The following is a 16000-nucleotide window of genomic DNA, read 5'->3' as shown; positions in this document are numbered from 1 at the left end:
TGACGTCCAGATGGCCTTTGACGCGGGCGCGAGGGGCGGGCAGAGTGGCAATGAGTTTTTAATGGAGACGCGCTTGCCCGACGGTCAGGTCACCGCACCGGAGCCCCGAAAGGTCGCGACCGGACCGGACTATCTGACGCTGGACATCCCCGCTCCAGGGGAGGCGGTCCAGGCGGCCGAGGGCGTGCTTTGGCTGCGTTTCACCCTGCCAATGGCGCTGGATCATGTGAACGTCTGGGCGATTCGCGACGGCGAAGGCTGGGTCATCGTGGATACCGGGCTCGGCACGCCGGACACGATCAAGGCCTGGGAGACGGCCCTCGCCGGACCGCTCGAAGGCCGGCCTGTCACGCGCCTGATCTGCACCCACATGCATCCGGATCACATCGGTCTGGCGGGCTGGCTGTGCGAGCGGTCGGGTGCGCCGCTGTTCATGTCGCGGCTTGAGTATGTGACGGCGCGCATGCTGCTGGCGGACACGGGTCCGGCGCCGGAGGCGGGCGTGGGCTTCTACCGGGCGGCTGGATGGTCGGTCGAACAGCTTGACAGCTATCGCGCCCGCTACGGCCTGTTCGGCAAGGCGGTGCGGCCCATGCCCCCGGAATTCACCCGCCTCAGCGACGGGGACCGGATCGAGATCGGCGGTGACGCCTGGCGCATCATCGTCGGCTCGGGACATTCGCCGGAGCACGTCTGTCTGCTGCGCGAGCGGGATGAGCTGTTCATCTCGGGCGATCAGTTGCTGCCGCGCATCTCGTCCAACATCTCGGTCTGGCCGACCGAGCCGTTGTCCGATCCGCTGAAGGACTGGCTGGACTCGCTGGAAGCCCTGAAGGGCCGCATTCCGGAAAATGCGCTGGTGCTGCCGTCCCACGGCGAGCCGTTCCGCGGCGCCCACGCCCGGCTCGACGCCCTGCTGCGCGGCCATGACGTGGCCCTGCGGCGGCTGGAGCGCACCCTCGCCGAGCCGAAGCGGGCGGTGGATGTTTTCCCCTCCCTGTTCGGCCGCGCGGTGGGCGAGGGCGTGCTTGGCATGGCCACCGGCGAGGCCATCGCCCACCTGAATTATCTTGAGGCCCAGGGCCGCATCGTCCGCGATCGCGACGCGGACGGCGTGGACTGGTGGGCCCGCACCGAAACTGGAGAGACCCCATGAGCGACCATGTTCACGTCGCGCTGGAGCAAGGCGTGCTCACCGTCACCCTGGCCCGGCCCGACAAGAAGAACGCGATCACCCAGGCTATGTATGCCGTGCTGGCGGAGGCTACAGAGCGGGCCAGGACCGACCCCGACGTGCGCGTGATCCTGTTCCGCGCCGAGGGTGACAGCTTCTCGGCAGGTAACGACATCGCTGACTTCATCGCCATCGGATCGGGGACGAGCCAGCCGACGGACATGGCTGTGTTCCGCTTTCTCAAGGCTCTGGCTGAGCTGGATCGCCCTGCCGTGGCGGCGGTCAAGGGCCGGGCGGTGGGCATCGGCCTGACCCTGCTGCTCCACTGCGACATGGTGGTGGTGGCGGAGGACGCCCTGCTGTCGGTTCCGTTCGTCAACCTGGCTCTGGCGCCGGAGGCGGCGTCCACCCTGCTGCTGCCCGCCGTCATCGGCCATCAGCGGGCGTTCGAACTGTTCGCCCTGGGCGAGCCGATCACGGGGCGTCAGGCGTTGGACTGGGGCCTGGCCAATCGGGCGGTCCCGGCCGGTCAGGTCGATGACGAGGCGCTGCGCCTCGCCACCCTGCTGGCCGCGCGCGCGCCCAATTCCATCCGCTCGACCAAGCGCCTCATGCGCGACGCCGAAGCCCTCTGGACCCTTATGCTGGCCGAGGGCGAGGCGTTCGGCGCCCAGATGAAGAGCCCCGAGGCCATGGAGGCCTTCATGGCCTTCAGCCAGAAGCGCGCGCCGGACTTCTCCAGGGCCGGCTGATTTTTCCTTGACGGGCTGAGGAGCGGGCCGCAGATGCGCGGTCCCTTCCAGCCCGGCCGCGCCATGACCATCGCCCCTTCGCCCCAGCCCCCGGTCATTCAGGCCGAAACCGTGTTCGACGCGGCGGCGGTGGCGCGCGTGGTCGAGGCCGCGTTTGGCCCGGGACGTCTGGCGAAGACCGCCGAGCGTTTGCGTGAGAACCGCGATCCGGCAGTGGGCTTCGTGGCGCGACAGGACGGCAGGATCATCGGTTCGGTGCGGCTGTGGACCATCACCATCGGCGACGCCCCGGCCCTGTTTCTGGGCCCGATCGCCGTGACGCAGACCGAGCGCAACGCCGGGATCGGCGCGGAACTGGTCGGCGTCTGCGTGGACTGGGCCCGCGAAGCCCAGGCGGCCGGCGTACTGCTGGTGGGAGATCCTCCCTATTTCGAACGCTTCGGGTTCAAGCGAATCGAGGGCGCGGTCATGCCCGGCCCCGTCGATCCGAAGCGCCTGCTGTGGCTGGCTCTGGAAGCGGTCGCGGCGCCCGGCGGTCCGGTTCGCGCCGACTGACCCATTTCGGCGGGCCCTTCCCGGCGGGCCCCGGGGCGCCTACCATCAGGGCATGACCCCAGACACCCTCAGCCTCATCCAGTCGGTCGCCGGACACACGGAGGACGGGCGTGCTCCCGCGCCGGTGCATCTGTGGAATCCGGAGAACTGCGGCGAGATGAATCTGGTCATTCGGGCCGACGGCGTCTGGATGCACGAGGGCTCGCCCATCGGCCGGCCACAACTTGTGCGTCTGCTGGCTACGGTCCTGCGCAAGGATGCGGACGGCTATTACCTGGTCACGCCGGTCGAGAAGCTGAAGATTACAGTGGAGGACGTGCCCTTCCGGGCCGTGCGTGTGGACCGCGAGGGCGATGACCTAGTCTTCACCACCGACATGGGCGAGCGGGTCACGGCTGGCTCTGAGCATCCGGTGAGGGTCGAGACGAACTCCGCGACCGGAGAGCCAACGCCCTATGTGCACGTGCGCGGCGACCTTGAGGCCCGCATTGAGCGTCCGGTCTTCTATGAGCTTGTGGAGATGGCGGCTCTGGCGGACGGCCGCATGACGGTGCGGTCGGGCGGGATCGATTTCGCCTTGGGCGTCGTGACGTGAGTGGCTTGCGTCAACAGTTGATCCAGGCGCTGGAACCGCTGGAGGCGGGGCCTGGCCGCGCGCGATTTTCGGATTTCGACCTGAACCCGGACGTGCCGAGGCTGGACCGGCCCCTGCGCCCGGCGGCGGTGTTGATCCCGGTGGTGGACCATGCGGACGGACCGACCCTGTTGCTGACCCGGCGCTCGGATTCCCTGGCCAGTCACACCGGCCAGATCGCCTTTCCCGGCGGGCGGCTCGACCCCGGCGAGACGGTGGTTCAGGCCGCCCTGCGCGAGGCGGTGGAGGAGGTGGGGCTGTCCCCCGACCATGTGGAGCCGCTGGGCCTGTCCGACGCCTATGAGACGGTGACCGGTTTTCTGGTCACGCCCGTGGTGGCCTGGGTGCGGCCGGGGTTCACCCTGACCACCGACCCGCGCGAGGTGGCCGACGCCTTCGAGACGCCTTGGGATTTCCTCATGGACGACGCCAATCACCGGCGCGAGTTCTATGACGCCCCCGACGGCACGCGGCGCTGGTTCTGGGCCATGCCGTGGGGCGAGCGTTACATCTGGGGCGCGACGGCGGGGATGCTGCGCTCCCTGTGGGGCCGACTGCACGATCCGGCGCGCGAGGCCGTGGCGTGACGCGCCTGAGCGATCAGCCGTGGCTCACGGCGCCGCAAACGCGGGCGGTGATCGCCGCGCTTGAGGCGGCGGGCGGGCCCGGCTGTGCGCGCTTCGTCGGCGGCTGCGTGCGCAACGCCCTGATCGGTCAGCCGGTGGACGACATCGACATCGCCACCAGCCTGGCGCCCGAGGCGGTGATGGCGGCCGTCAAGGCTGCGGGTCTGAAGGTTGCACCCACGGGGCTGGCGCACGGCACGGTGACGGCGATCTCTGGCGGCCAACCGCACGAGGTCACCACCCTGCGCCGGGACGTCTCCACCGACGGCCGCAACGCCACGGTGGCCTTCACCAGCGACTGGGCCGAGGACGCCGGGCGCCGCGATTTCCGTCTGAACGCCCTTTACGCCGCGCCGGACGGCGAGGTGTTCGATCCGACCGGGCAGGGGGTAGACGACGCCCTGGCGGGCTGCATCGTCTTCGTGGGCGAACCGGAGACCCGCATCCGCGAGGATTATCTGCGCATCCTGCGTTTCTTCCGCTTTTACGCCTGGTACGGGCGGGGTCCGGCCGATGCGGCGGGGCTTAAGGCCTGCGCGGACCTGAAAGACGGCATGACCCGCCTGTCCGCCGAGCGGGTGTCCAAGGAACTGCTCAAGCTGCTGGCCGCGCCGGACCCGGGGCCCGCCCTGCGCCTGATGGCCGCCGGCGGGGTGCTGGACCGGGTTTTGCCCGACCACGCGGGCCTGACCTTGTTCGAGTCCATGGTCGGGGTCTCTCCCGATGCCCTGCTACGTCTGTCGGCGCTGCTGCCGGTCGACGCAGACCGGGTGCGGGCGTCGGCGCGGGCTCTTCGCCTGTCCAACGCGGAGAAGGACCGGCTGGTCATGGCCCTGCCGGCCGAACCGGCGGTCAGCTTGCTCATGGACGAACGCGCCGGGCGCGCCGCGCTGTACCGGCTCGGCCGGCGTCGGTTCGACGACCAGCTCATGCGGGCGTGGGCCGCGGCGCCGGAGCAGAGCGGCGCGGCGCGGCGCCTGCTGGATCAAGCCGCCGCCTGGCCCATCCCGCGCCTGCCGGTGGACGGCCACGACGCCGCCCGGGCCGGAGCCTCCGGCCCGGCGGTGGGGCAAACGCTGGGGGCGTTCGAGGACTGGTGGGTGGATCAGGACTTTCCCGACGGCGATCACGACGCCATGCTGGGCCGCTTCCTTCCCCGGACCGATCCATGACCCGCATCGCCATCCTCGAGACCGGCGCCCCGCCCGAGGCGCTGCGCGACGACTACGACGATTATCCCGCGCGTTTCCGGGCGCTGCTGGGCGACGGCGTGCCCACCACGCGCTTCAACGTGCAGGAGGGCCGTCTGCCCGACGATCCGTCCGCCTTCGAGGGCGTGGTGGTCACCGGCTCGGCCGCGGGGGTCTATGAGGATCATTTCTGGATTCCGCAGTTGCTGGACTGGCTGCGCGCCGCGCGCGGCCGCACCCGCATCCTCGGCATCTGTTTCGGCCATCAGGCCATGGCCCAGGCTTTCGGCGGCCACGTCGCGAAATCGGAGAAGGGCTGGGGCGTCGGCCTGCACCGCTATGACGTGCTAGGCCAGGAGCCATGGATGTTCCCCAGGGCCGACAGCGTGGCCATTCCGGTGTCCCACCAGGATCAGGTGGTGGCCGTCTCGCCCGACGCCCGGGTCATCGCCGCCAGCGAATTCACCCCGCACGCGGGGCTGGCCTGGGGCGAGGACGCGGTGTCCTTCCAGTGCCATCCGGAGTTCCAGCCCGACTATGCGGCCGCTCTGGTCGAGCTCCGCCGGGACCGCATTCCGGACGCGGTGGCCCAGCAAGCGCTGGAGACCCTGCGCCATCCCAATGACCGCGCCCTGATGACGGCGTGGATCCGCGCCTTCTTGCTGGGCACCCCGCCCCCGACCGAGGCGGCGGGCAGCGGAATTTAGGGTCACATCAGAGCCACTTCACCTCGGGCGGCATGGAGCTGAGGATCGAGTCCACATTGCCGCCGGTTTTAAGGCCGAAGGTGGTCCCCCGATCATAGAGCAGATTGAATTCCACGTATCTTCCGCGCCTTATGAGCTGCTCCTCGCGTTCCGCTTCGGTCCAGTGTTCGCCCATGCGCCCACGCACGAGGCGGGGATAGACGTCCAGAAACGCCAGACCCACGTCGCGGGTGAAGGCGAAGTCCCGGTCCCAGTCACCGCTGTCGTGATGGTCATAGAAGATGCCGCCGATGCCGCGCGGCTCGTTGCGGTGGGGCAGGAAGAAATACTCCTCGCACCAGGCCTTGTACCTGGCATGCCAGTCCGGATCGTGGGCGTCGCAGGCGGCCTGCATGGCTGCATGGAAATCCACGGCGTCCGGGAAGTCCTGCTGGCGCTGATAGGCCAGCAGCGGGGTCAGGTCGGCGCCGCCGCCAAACCAGCTTTGGGTCGTGGCGATGAAGCGGGTGTTCATGTGCACGGCGGGCACGCGCGGGCTTTTCATGTGGGCGATCAGGCTGACGCCCGTGGCGAAGAAGCGGGGATCGTCCGCCGCGCCGGGCACCTGTCTGGCGTAGTCCGCCGGGAACACGCCATGGACGGTGGAGACGTGGACGCCCACCTTTTCGAACAGGCGACCATACATCATGCCCATGACCCCGCCGCCGCCCGCATCTCGGGTCCAGGGGGTGCGCACGAATCGGCCCGGCTCGCCGGGATAGAGGTCGGCGGGAGCCTCGTCCTCCAGCGCCTCGAAGGCGGCGCAGATACGGTCGCGCAGCTCTTCGAACCAGGCGCGGGCGCGGGCCTTGCGCTCTTCCATGATGGTGGGATCGGTCGTCTCGGTCATGGGGGGATTGAAACCACGGTTGGAGGCCGCGCAACAGACCCGGCGGTTGCGGGCGCTTGTGTCGCAGGACCCGGGCGGACACTCTGGCCCCGTCCGATCAGGGGAGTCGCTTCATGAACCGTTTCGCCGCCGCCGCCGTTGTCAGCCTTGTCATGGCCGCCCCCGCTGCATCCCAAACCCCTGAACAGGCGCGCGCGATCCTCGAGACTACGCCGCTGATCGACGGGCACAACGACCTGCCGTGGGCGTTGCGCCAGCGGTTCGGCTCCGACGTCCATGGCGTCGACCTGACCCAGGACCAGTCGGGTCTGGAGCCGCCGCTGCATACGGACATCCCCCGCCTGCGGTCCGGAGGGGTGGGGGCGCAGTTCTGGTCCGTCTATGTGCCCGCCAGCATGGAGCCGCTGGAGGCCGCACGGGCGACGTTCGAACAGATCGATGTGGTCAACCGCATGATCGCGGCGCACCCGGACGCGTTCGCCTTCGCCGCCACAGCGGACGATGTGGAGCGCCTCCACCGTGAAGGCCGCATCGCGTCGCTGATCGGCATCGAGGGCGGGTATTCCATCGCGGAGTCCATGGGGCTGCTGCGCCAGTTCTTCGCGGCGGGGGTGCGCTATATGACCCTGACCCATTCGGCGACCACCAGCTGGGCCGACGCGGCCACAGACGCGCCGCAACACGACGGCCTGACGCCGTTCGGCGAAGCGGTGGTGCGCGAGATGAACCGGCTGGGCATGCTGGTGGACCTGAGCCATGTGTCCGAGGCCACCATGATGGACGCCATGCGAGTGTCCGCCGCCCCGGTGATCTTTTCCCACTCTTCGGCCCGCGCCGTGACCGATCACCCGCGCAATGTGCCTGACAGCGTGCTGCGCCTGATGCCCGACGACGGCGGGGTGGTCATGGTCACCTTCGTGCCCGGCTTCGTGAACGAGGATGTGCGCGCCCACGGCGCGGCCATGGCGGCCGAGCGGGCGCGGCTGCAGACGCTCAATCCCGGCGATCCCGAGGCGGTGGCCACGGAGCTGGCCGCGTGGCGGGAGGCCAACCCGGCGCCCGCCGCCACCATTTCTGACGTGGCGGATCACATCGACCACATTCGCCGGGTGGCGGGGGTGGATCATGTGGGACTGGGCGGCGATTTCGACGGGGTTGGATCGCTGCCGGAGGGCCTGACCGGGGTGGAGACCTATCCAGCCTTGCTGGCCGAGCTGATGCGGCGCGGCTGGTCGGAGGCGGATATTCGCAAGCTGGCGGGCGAGAATGTACTGCGGGCCATGCGGGCGGCGGAGGCAACGGCGGCGCGCATGGCGGACCAGCGCGCGTCCCTGGCGCGCATCGACGACTAGACGCGAGAGCCTGATTCACGGCCTCGGCGGAATCGCGAAGCGATTCCTCCTCAACCGATCAGGCTCTAGATCCCGGCGCGCGCCATGCGCAGGAAGCCCGCCACATCCACGGTCTCGGCCCGCGCGTCAGGATCGATCCCGGCGGCTTCGCACAGGGCCGCGCCGCCGAGGGTCTTGAGGCTGGACCGCAGCATCTTGCGGCGCTGGCCAAAGGCGGCGGCGGTGACCTGCTCCAGCCGCTTCAGCACGGCGGGCTCGGGCCGGTCGGCTCGGGGCGTCAGATGGACCACGGCGGAGTCCACCCGGGGCGGCGGGGTGAAGGCGCGGGCCGGCAGATCCATCACCACGCGCGCCTCGCACACCGCCTGGCTGATGACCGCCAGACGGCCATAGGCGTCATCGCCCACCTCGGCGGCGACCCGCTGGGCCACCTCCTTCTGGAACATCAGGGTCAGGGCGTACGGCGTCCACGGCCCCGTCAGCCACTTGATCAGCAAGGGCGTGCCCACATTGTAGGGCAGGTTGGACACCAGATGCGCCGGGCCGTCGACCAGCTCGGCCTCCTTCACTTTCAGGGCGTCGGCCTGGATGATCTCAAGGCGGCCCGACCCGTCGTCCAGTTCGGTCAGCAGCGGGACGAAGCGGGGATCCTTCTCGACCAGCACCACCTTGCCCGCGTCGCTTTCCAGCAGGGCGCGGGTCAGGCCGCCCGGGCCGGGGCCGACCTCGATCACCGCGCGGCCCTCGAACGGCCCGGCGAGGCGGACGATCTTACGGGTGACGTTCAGGTCCAGCAGGAAGTGCTGGCCGAAGCTCTTCTTTGCCGACAGCCCGTGGGCGTCCAGAGTTTCGCGCAGGGAGGGGAGGTCGGTCATTCGGCGGCGTGGCGGGCGTCGGCCATGGCGGCCGCCAGACGGATGGCGGCGATCAGGCTGTCGGGCCGGGCGACTCCCTTGCCCGCGATGTCGAAGCCCGTGCCGTGGTCCGGCGAGGTGCGGATGATGGGCAGGCCCAGGGTGGCGTTGACCCCACCCCAGAAGTCCAGCGTCTTGACCGGGATCAGGGCCTGATCGTGATACATGCAGATGGCCGCGTCATAGGCGCGGCGGGCCTCGTCGTGGAACAGGGTGTCGGCGGGCAGGGGGTCGGTGATGTCGATCCCTTCGGCGCGCAGGGCTTCGGCGGCCGGTTTCAGGATCTCGATCTCCTGCAGGCCCAGGGCCCCGCCTTCGCCCGCGTGTGGGTTGAGGGCCGCCATGGCCAGACGGGGGCGGGCAATGCCGAAGTCGCGCTTGAGGCATTCATGAACCACCCGCGCTGTGCGGCGGATGCGGGCGTCGGTGACCAGTTCGGGCACCTCGTCCAGCGAGACATGGATGGTGACGAGGCAAGCGCGCAGATCCTGCGCGGTCAGCATCATCACCGGCCCGCGCGTGCCGGCATAGGGGCGATCGGCGGTCAGTTCGGCGATGAACTCCGTGTGGCCGGGGAACCGGAATCCGGCTGCGTACAGGGGCGCCTTGGCGATTGGGGCCGTGACGAGACCGGATGCCTCTCCAGCCAGGGCCAGATTGACCGCCTGCTCGATCCAGTCGGCGATGGTTGCCGCGTTCTCCGGTTCAGGACGGCCTGGCGTCACGGTCTCCGGGAGCGGCCTGTGGAGCACGGGCAGGCCGGCGGCGAAACGGTCGGTCGCCTCGGCAGGATCCCGGATCGGAAACAGGGGGGACGATCCAGCCGCAGCCAGGAGATTGACGTCGGCGATGACGAAGAACGCGTCATGGGCCTGATTTCTGAGCGCCGCCCAAGCCTTGTGGATGATCTCCGGTCCGACTCCTGCAGGCTCGCCCATGGTCAGGGCCAACGGGGCGCGCACAAATGCACCGGGCGCGCCCGTCATGGGTCAGCCTTTGAAGTCGATGTGGGCGTCTTCCCGCAGATCACGGATGTAGCGACGGGCGAGCATGGAGAGCTGCTGTCCCCTCAGGCGGTTTTCGACCTCGTCGAAGTTCGGCGCCGTGGGGCCGCCGGCCCGGCGATCGCAGACGGCCAGCACATGCACGCCCAGCGGTGTGCGCACGGGCGCGCTGATCGACCTCACCTCAGCTGAGCGTGCGACTTGCTGGAACTGCGGGGCCAGATCGTCGACGTCGGATTCACCAAGGTCAGCGCCGAGAAGGTCGGGCTCCTGGCGGGACCGCTCGAGGATGTTGTCGCAGGTCAGATCTTGTCGCAGCGCGTTGAGTCTGGCCGTGGCGGCCGCGACGGCCTCGTCAGAAGCCTCGGAGTCGACCTCGATCATCACCTGGCGAAGGTTCACCATGCTGGTGGACGAACCGTCACGCTTGTCGCGGAGATAGAGGATGTAGACCCCCCCTTCGACGGGGATCGGACGAGACAACTGGCCCGGCTCCATGTTGTCGAGCGCGGTCTGCAAGCCCGGGAGCACCTCGCCCTGGATCAGCCAGCCGGCGTCTCCGCCGCTGGCCGCCGATGGCGCACTGGAGAACTGGCGCGCCACGGACATGAACGGCGCCCCCTGAATGATCTGCTGAACCAGTTGGTTGGCGCCGTTCAGCGCCGCCTGCTGGCCGCCGACGCGCGTGGCGTCGATGAAAATCTCGCCGACCAGATACTGCGGGCGACTGGCGGCGGCGGAGATCCGTTGAATGGTCTGGTCGACCTGGTTGCGACCGACCCGCGCCCGCGGACCAAAACGTCCTCGCACAAGCGCCTGCCAGCCTGTTTCGACCCGGACCTGTTCCCGCACCGTTTCCGGACGGACGCCCGCTTCGGCAAGATAAGCGAGATAGGCTTCAGAGGTAATCCCGACCGATTGGGCGGTCATGGCGATTTCAGCGTCCACGTCCTCGTCGGGAATATTCACCTCGAAACGGGCCAGCTCCTGCCTCTGCAGCTTTTCATCGATAAGGCTGTTCAGCGCCTGACGCTGAATGGCGGGCAAGGTCTCTTCCGTGGGCTGGACCTGGGTCATGGCGATAAGCAGCAGCATGCGCTGGCGCAATTCGTAGCTGGTGATCGGCACGTCGTTGACGAGCACCACCAGACCTTCCGCCAGATCGAATTCAGCGACCGGAGTCGACCGTTGCGGGGCTTGTTCGGCCGAGGGGTCCAGTTGACCAGCCACGGGCGTGTCGGGCGCGGTCTGCGCCGTCGCCAGTTGAGCCGGCGCGACAGAAGCCAACATGGCCGCGACCGCAACCCCCGCCGTGTAACGCTTGAAACGCATGTCTTTGTCTTCGTCCCTGGATCCGCTCGACGCCTAATTCAGCAGAGCGTACCGATGAATGGCGCCCATATCATGGTTCGGATGACGCTCCGATCACCACATGTCATCGCGTTGATAGCCTGTACCGCCCAATGTGGCGAGGGTTAGGCGCACATAGGCGCCGGTGCGTGGGCCGGACGGGTCCACCCGGGTGTTGTCCCGGCGATATCCGATCTCGAAACGGATGCAGTCGTCCTCGAACAGGAGCCCGACCTCGCCCCGTGTAAGCCGGTCTTCCTGGAGGTCCATGATGCTCCGGCCGGCCACGCCCCAGTTGCCGGTGATGAACTGCTGGCCGCTGAACTGCACGAACTCGTAGTTGCGGTAGGTGCGCGTGGCGAGGGGCAGGGCGGGGTCCACATCGACCGGGTTGGAACGGTCGATGATGTAGCTGACCGTAGCCAGGTTTCGGGCGCCCCAGCTTCCGTCCAGCATGACCTCCGCCCGGCGGACCTCGCCGCCGTCGTCGATCTGGGCATGGGCCCAGCCGCGGACCTGTGGCCCGGGAGAAAAGGTCGCCGCAACGACCCAGTCGGAGGCGCGATCCGCCAGGCCCGACGGGTCGAAGAGACTCCCGGTGCCGTCGCCCGTCGGCACCAGATACCGGTCTTCCGATTCGTCGCGCCAGCTGCGCCCCAGAAAGATGCTCGCGGACCGCTCGTTGCCCCAGCGCAGGCTGGCTCGGCCGCCCGCCGTGAGGCGCAGGCCGCCTTCGTAGAGATCGTGGCCCGTAAAGCGATCGATGGCGAACAGCGAAGTTTCGTCCAGGTCCGTGACCTGACTGTCCTCGTTGGGAAGTCGCGGGTCGAGGTCGGTGCGATTCGAAATCGAAATCTGGGCGAGCGGCTCGAGCACGAGATCTGCGCCGTTGTCGAAGCGCCGTATCACGGGGTAGCTGACGTCGATGCCGGCGGTGGCGCGGGCGCGGGTGACCGTGACGGACTCGTCGGGGCTGGAAGGTAGATCCTCCAGGGCATAGGCGTCGGCGCGCAGGTTGAGGAAGGGCTCCCACCTCAATCCGATCGGCGACGTCAGCACGCGGCGCCAATCCGCCGTCAGCACCACCCGCGCGCTGTCGATTCCGGGGTACCCGGCCAGGGTCGGGTCTGATGGATCGGAGGGGGGGACCTCGCTCGGCGCGAGCACCGGTGCGCCCACATAGTTGTCGCGGATCAGAAGCGCCGCATTGCCGCTCAGGCGCAGTCGGCCCCCAAGGACTTCCTGCCGCGGTTCCCACATGGCTTCGATGATCGGAGCGGCGACCGGGGTGACGCCATCGCGTTCGAAAACATTGTTGGCGGGGTTGGCGCGATCAACCTCCAGCACCCGCAGGCTCTGGATGGTGAAGGCCGCGGCGGACAGATAGGAGCGCTCGGTCTGCCGCTCCGCATAGACCTGCGAGATCAGACGACGCCGGTCTCCGTAGTACAGGCCGTTGTCCTGATACGGATCCTCTGTTCCATAGCGGTCGAACAGGGTCTTGTCGGAGGCCCGTTCGGCGGTGAAGCCCCAACGCCACGGTCCGGCCGGGTCAAAGGCGCCGTGAGCCAGCAGATATCCGCGGTGATCTTCGGTCGCGACGCCGGAAATGTCTTCGTAAGTGTAGCCCGCCCGGGCCTGCACGATGCCGTCGCCGAAGTGGCGACGCCACTGCAGGTTCAGGAACGGGTTCACATCGGTATTGAACTGGGGGCTGATGACCCAGTCCTCGGAAGGCGACACGACGATCAGATACGGCTGTTCGTAGGACAGGCCGCGCGCCTCATCGTAATCAACGCTCGGGACCAGAAAGCCGGAGGCGCGCTCCACGGTCGGGTCCGGATGGGCGAACACCGGCAGCCACAGGACCGGGACACCGCCGACCCGAAACAGCGCGTTGCGGTAAAGAATCGCGCGCAGGTTTTCGTCCTGAACCACCTGCTGGGCCTGAATGGACCAGGTCGGCTCCTTGCGTTCGCCGTTCTCGTCGCAGATGGGACAGGGCGTGAACAGGGCGTAGTTCAACTCGTTGACCGCCGACGACCGCCGTACGGCCGTGGCCGCCATCAGATGACTGCCGTCCGTGGCGCGCACCGCCAGGTTCACCGCCACACCGGTCTGAAGGTTCTCGTCCAGCTCCAGCACGTCTGCGGTCACTACCGTGCCGTCGATGTCGATCAGTTCGACCTCGCCGGACGCCGTGGCGACACCGGTGTTGAGATTGTAGGTGACTTCACGGCCGCGGAGGTTGCGGCCTTCGAACCGGGCCAGAACCCGCTCATCAAGGCCGCGGGCGCTGATCTGGCCGGTGTCGTCGCGCACAACGTCCTCAGCCTCGATGTATACAGCCCCGGGCGAAACGCCGTCGGAAGGCGCCTGCTGGGCAAGGGCGTAGCCAGGGACAAGGGCGAAGGCGGTCGCACCCGCGAGCAGGCGCCGTCGCACCGTCGCTCCGTGTCCCAAACGCCAGGCCTGCGGCATGTTCACCAAGTCTTGCTCCCGGCCGGACGACGCAGCGTTCCGGTTCGCCGTCCGGTTACCCGTCTTCGGTATAGAAGAGCAAGGTGAAGGCGGACAGCGCCGTCAGTATGGGCGGAAGCCAGGCTGCGAGGAAGGCGGGAATCGCCTCGGCCGCACCAAGCGCCGCTGTAAACTGATTGATGAAAAAGAAGGCGAAACCGAGGATCACCGCAGCGACGCTCATGCGGGCGAGGTCGCCCAGCCGCATCAGCCTCAGCGAGAAGGCCGCCGCCAGCATGGACATGGCGGCGAACATCAGCGGCGTGGCCAGCAACTGCTGGAATTTCAGCCGGTGCGCGGTGGCCGAGAATCCCGCTGCCTCGATTCGATCAATCTGGGGCGGCAGGGACCAGAACGGGGTCGAATCGGGATCGGCGAACTGGTTGAATGCGTCGTCGTCGGCGATGCTGGATGGCAGATCCAGGGAGGCGTAGGGACGGGCCTGCTGGCCTATCGATGCGCCCTGTGCGTTCGTCAGACGCCAACTGCCCGCCGACAAGGAGGCGGTGGACGCGTCGATCCGCTCCGAGAAGCTGCGCCCTCCGTCCTCGCCCACCGTGTAGATGAAGAAAGACACGTCGTTCAGCACGCCAGTGGCCAAATTCCGGCTGTCGGCGCGGATGACGATCTGCCGGCTGTCATCGCCTTCCCGCAGCCACACGGACGACGACTCCTCAGTCCCGCCGCCGCCCCTGATCCGGGCGCGTTCATGCTCGTATCCGCCGTCCAGCGACGCCGCCACCGGATTCAGGACGGTCACTGTCAGAACGCCGATCAGAAGGGCCGCTGCCCCAGCCGGGAAGACGAAGCGCCACGCCGAGACCCCGGCTGCTCGCATGGCCACCAGTTCGCTGCGCCGGTTGAGGCCGACAAACGCCGCCAGGGACCCGAACAGAAAGACGAAAGGCAGCAGTTCAAGAATCACGGCCGGAGACTTCATCAGCGTCAGACCGAAAATCCGCACGGCGCCGATGTCGGCATGTCTGCCGACCGAACGGGAGACTTCGACAAAATCGATCAGCACCACGAGCCCGGCGATGACCGCCAGGGACACGCCGAGAGCTTTCAGCGTCTGAAGGAGCACATAGCGCTCGATGCGGGCCAGGCGAAATCGCCCGATCATGACGCGGCCCCGAGGCGGCGCGGGCGGGGCAGGGCGGACATGGCCTTTTTTACCCTGGTGATGGGACTGGACTGACGGAACACCAGGCGCAGGGCGATCGCGGCGGCGCCAAGGGGGATCAGGTACTGGAGCGGCGCCAGCCAGATGTTCCATGCGCCGGCGCCAACCACGCCATAGCCGGCGACTCGCACGATCAGGAACGCCGCCGCCGCCGCCGCGACCCGGCCGCCATAACCGGTGCGGCGAAACTGGCCGCCCAGTACAGCGGACAGCGCCAGCGCCATCGCCGTCAGGGCGTAGAGCGGCGATGCAATGCGCGCGTGCGCCTCGGCCAGAAGCTCCTCGCGGCTGCCGGTCCGCTCGAGCATGTCGGCGCTGGGCCGGACCAACTCGGCGAGCCAGAGGTCTGAATCCCTGAAGGCGAGGACCTCCTCCGTCCCTGTGAAAGGCGTCAGGTCGAAGGCGTACTCGTCGAAGGAGAGAAAATTCAGCACCCCCCGATCAGAGAACTGCTGCATCGAACCGGGCCCCATCAGCAGGGCAGGGGCGCCGTCCAGACGGGTGAACCGGGCGGTGGTGGCGTCCCAGGTGGTGACCTCGTCTCCATCCTGGATGTGTACGAACAGGTTCCGGATCAGACCGCTTTGCTCGATCTGCTGAACATAGACGGTGAGACCGCCTCCTGCCTGGACGAACTGCCCCTCCTGGACCAGCAGGGACGCAAGGTCGGTGCGGATTGCGAATGCGGTCTCTCGCGCCTCGCGCTGGGCGGCGGGCTGGACGTAAAGCGTCACGAACAGGCTGAGCAGGGTGACAATCACGGCCAGTCGCATGGCGGGGGCGACGACTTTCCACCGTGTCATGCCGCCCGCAAAACAGGCGGTGAGCTCCTGTTCGCGCTGCAGTCTGGTCAGCGCCATCAGTCCGCCGACCAGCACGCCGATCGGCAGGATCACCGCCAGAAGCTGGGGCGTGGCCAGGGCGGTGAGCTTGAGCATGATCCAGGCGCTTTGCCCGCGTTCCACGATCACTTCGAGCTGATTGAGGCTCTGGCTCAGCACCCCGATTCCACACAGGGCCCCGCATGCCGCCGCGACGGGCAGGGCGATCTGACGGAAGAGATAGCGGCTTATAAGGTTCATTTGCAGCGTCGGCGCCGGTTGCGGCCCGGCGGTTTGGGGGGCATGTAATACAGCATCCTTGCGCGCCG

15 protein-coding genes are annotated in these 16000 nt (G+C 68.2%); 8 read left to right on the top strand and 7 right to left on the bottom strand.

Translation table 11 applies throughout. The annotated features are described in order from the left end of the window. The first annotated feature begins 73 nt into the window (after positions 1-73). From ACK4SE_RS07980 to ACK4SE_RS07950, 7 genes are read left to right on the top strand one after another with little or no spacing between them, the layout of a single operon-like run. Complete coding sequence (locus tag ACK4SE_RS07980) at positions 74-1156, top strand: MBL fold metallo-hydrolase (RefSeq protein WP_409690902.1); 1083 nt, start codon at positions 74-76, stop codon at positions 1154-1156. Continuing rightward, a complete protein-coding gene (locus ACK4SE_RS07975; protein ID WP_409690900.1) occupies positions 1153-1926 on the top strand; it encodes an enoyl-CoA hydratase in 774 nt (257 codons plus the stop codon). The genes ACK4SE_RS07980 and ACK4SE_RS07975 overlap by 4 nt, the downstream gene beginning before the upstream one ends. Positions 1927-1959: 33 nt before the next feature. After that, positions 1960-2481, top strand: a complete 522-nt coding sequence (locus ACK4SE_RS07970) for a GNAT family N-acetyltransferase (protein ID WP_409690897.1) — start codon at positions 1960-1962, stop codon at positions 2479-2481. Positions 2482-2533: 52 nt separating this feature from the next. Continuing rightward, positions 2534-3076, top strand: a complete 543-nt coding sequence (locus tag ACK4SE_RS07965) for a DUF1285 domain-containing protein (protein ID WP_409690894.1) — start codon at positions 2534-2536, stop codon at positions 3074-3076. A 5-nt stretch (positions 3077-3081) separates the two neighbouring features. Beyond that, the gene (locus tag ACK4SE_RS07960) at positions 3082-3702 is read left to right on the top strand and encodes an NUDIX hydrolase (RefSeq protein ID WP_409690892.1); all 621 of its coding nucleotides are present in this window, start codon (positions 3082-3084) and stop codon (positions 3700-3702) included. Continuing rightward, complete coding sequence (locus ACK4SE_RS07955; RefSeq protein ID WP_409690889.1) at positions 3699-4913, top strand: CCA tRNA nucleotidyltransferase; 1215 nt, start codon at positions 3699-3701, stop codon at positions 4911-4913. Before ACK4SE_RS07960 ends, ACK4SE_RS07955 begins: the two co-directional genes overlap by 4 nt. Then, positions 4910-5638: a glutamine amidotransferase-related protein gene (locus ACK4SE_RS07950; protein WP_409690888.1), complete on the top strand. Its 729-nt coding sequence runs from the start codon at positions 4910-4912 to the stop codon at positions 5636-5638. The genes ACK4SE_RS07955 and ACK4SE_RS07950 overlap by 4 nt, the downstream gene beginning before the upstream one ends. 7 nt (positions 5639-5645) lie before the next feature. Here ACK4SE_RS07950 and hemF read toward each other — a convergent pair whose 3' ends face one another. Further along, positions 5646-6500, bottom strand: coding sequence for an oxygen-dependent coproporphyrinogen oxidase (gene hemF, locus ACK4SE_RS07945; RefSeq protein ID WP_409691236.1), 855 nt, complete (start codon positions 6498-6500; stop codon positions 5646-5648). Positions 6501-6640: 140 nt separating this feature from the next. On the opposite strand from hemF, the gene ACK4SE_RS07940 reads away from it, so the two are divergent. Then, complete coding sequence (locus tag ACK4SE_RS07940; RefSeq protein WP_409690886.1) at positions 6641-7879, top strand: dipeptidase; 1239 nt, start codon at positions 6641-6643, stop codon at positions 7877-7879. A 65-nt stretch (positions 7880-7944) separates the two neighbouring features. On the opposite strand, the gene rsmA is transcribed toward ACK4SE_RS07940, so the two are convergent. The 6 genes from rsmA to ACK4SE_RS07910 all read right to left on the bottom strand — a co-directional run bounded on the left by rsmA (position 7945) and on the right by ACK4SE_RS07910 (position 15932). Continuing rightward, the gene (gene rsmA / locus ACK4SE_RS07935) at positions 7945-8754 is read right to left on the bottom strand and encodes a 16S rRNA (adenine(1518)-N(6)/adenine(1519)-N(6))-dimethyltransferase RsmA (RefSeq protein WP_409690883.1); all 810 of its coding nucleotides are present in this window, start codon (positions 8752-8754) and stop codon (positions 7945-7947) included. Beyond that, complete coding sequence (pdxA, locus tag ACK4SE_RS07930) at positions 8751-9779, bottom strand: 4-hydroxythreonine-4-phosphate dehydrogenase PdxA (RefSeq protein WP_409690880.1); 1029 nt, start codon at positions 9777-9779, stop codon at positions 8751-8753. The genes rsmA and pdxA overlap by 4 nt, the downstream gene beginning before the upstream one ends. Positions 9780-9782: 3 nt before the next feature. After that, positions 9783-11129, bottom strand: a complete 1347-nt coding sequence (locus ACK4SE_RS07925; protein WP_409690877.1) for a peptidylprolyl isomerase — start codon at positions 11127-11129, stop codon at positions 9783-9785. Positions 11130-11222: 93 nt separating this feature from the next. Continuing rightward, the gene (locus ACK4SE_RS07920; RefSeq protein ID WP_409690875.1) at positions 11223-13592 is read right to left on the bottom strand and encodes an LPS-assembly protein LptD; all 2370 of its coding nucleotides are present in this window, start codon (positions 13590-13592) and stop codon (positions 11223-11225) included. 91 nt (positions 13593-13683) lie between these two features. Continuing rightward, on the bottom strand, positions 13684-14790 hold the full coding sequence (lptG, locus tag ACK4SE_RS07915; RefSeq protein ID WP_409690873.1) for an LPS export ABC transporter permease LptG: 1107 nt from the start codon (positions 14788-14790) through the stop codon (positions 13684-13686). Continuing rightward, positions 14787-15932 (bottom strand): LptF/LptG family permease, encoded by a 1146-nt coding sequence (locus ACK4SE_RS07910; protein ID WP_409690871.1) that lies wholly within the window; start codon positions 15930-15932, stop codon positions 14787-14789. Before ACK4SE_RS07910 ends, lptG begins: the two co-directional genes overlap by 4 nt. Positions 15933-16000 lie beyond the last annotated feature (68 nt).

Source organism: Brevundimonas sp., from assembly GCF_046293315.1.
GTDB lineage: Bacteria > Pseudomonadota > Alphaproteobacteria > Caulobacterales > Caulobacteraceae > Brevundimonas.
The sequence above is the reverse complement of the archived record's forward strand: the minus strand, read 5'-3'. Positions and strand labels throughout refer to the sequence as shown.

Excerpts from the sequence above, each read along its gene's own strand:
- ACK4SE_RS07975 (WP_409690900.1), top strand. The coding sequence starts at position 1,153 with ATGAGCGACCATGTTCACGTCGCGCTGGAGCAAGGCGTGCTCACCGTC.
- ACK4SE_RS07970 (WP_409690897.1), top strand. The coding sequence starts at position 1,960 with ATGCGCGGTCCCTTCCAGCCCGGCCGCGCCATGACCATCGCCCCTTCG.
- ACK4SE_RS07965 (WP_409690894.1), top strand. The coding sequence starts at position 2,534 with ATGACCCCAGACACCCTCAGCCTCATCCAGTCGGTCGCCGGACACACG.
- ACK4SE_RS07950 (WP_409690888.1), top strand. The coding sequence starts at position 4,910 with ATGACCCGCATCGCCATCCTCGAGACCGGCGCCCCGCCCGAGGCGCTG.
- hemF (WP_409691236.1), bottom strand. The coding sequence starts at position 6,500 with ATGGAAGAGCGCAAGGCCCGCGCCCGCGCCTGGTTCGAAGAGCTGCGC.
- ACK4SE_RS07940 (WP_409690886.1), top strand. The coding sequence starts at position 6,641 with ATGAACCGTTTCGCCGCCGCCGCCGTTGTCAGCCTTGTCATGGCCGCC.
- rsmA (WP_409690883.1), bottom strand. The coding sequence starts at position 8,754 with ATGACCGACCTCCCCTCCCTGCGCGAAACTCTGGACGCCCACGGGCTG.
- pdxA (WP_409690880.1), bottom strand. The coding sequence starts at position 9,779 with ATGACGGGCGCGCCCGGTGCATTTGTGCGCGCCCCGTTGGCCCTGACC.
- ACK4SE_RS07925 (WP_409690877.1), bottom strand. The coding sequence starts at position 11,129 with ATGCGTTTCAAGCGTTACACGGCGGGGGTTGCGGTCGCGGCCATGTTG.
- lptG (WP_409690873.1), bottom strand. The coding sequence starts at position 14,790 with ATGATCGGGCGATTTCGCCTGGCCCGCATCGAGCGCTATGTGCTCCTT.
- ACK4SE_RS07910 (WP_409690871.1), bottom strand. The coding sequence starts at position 15,932 with ATGAACCTTATAAGCCGCTATCTCTTCCGTCAGATCGCCCTGCCCGTC.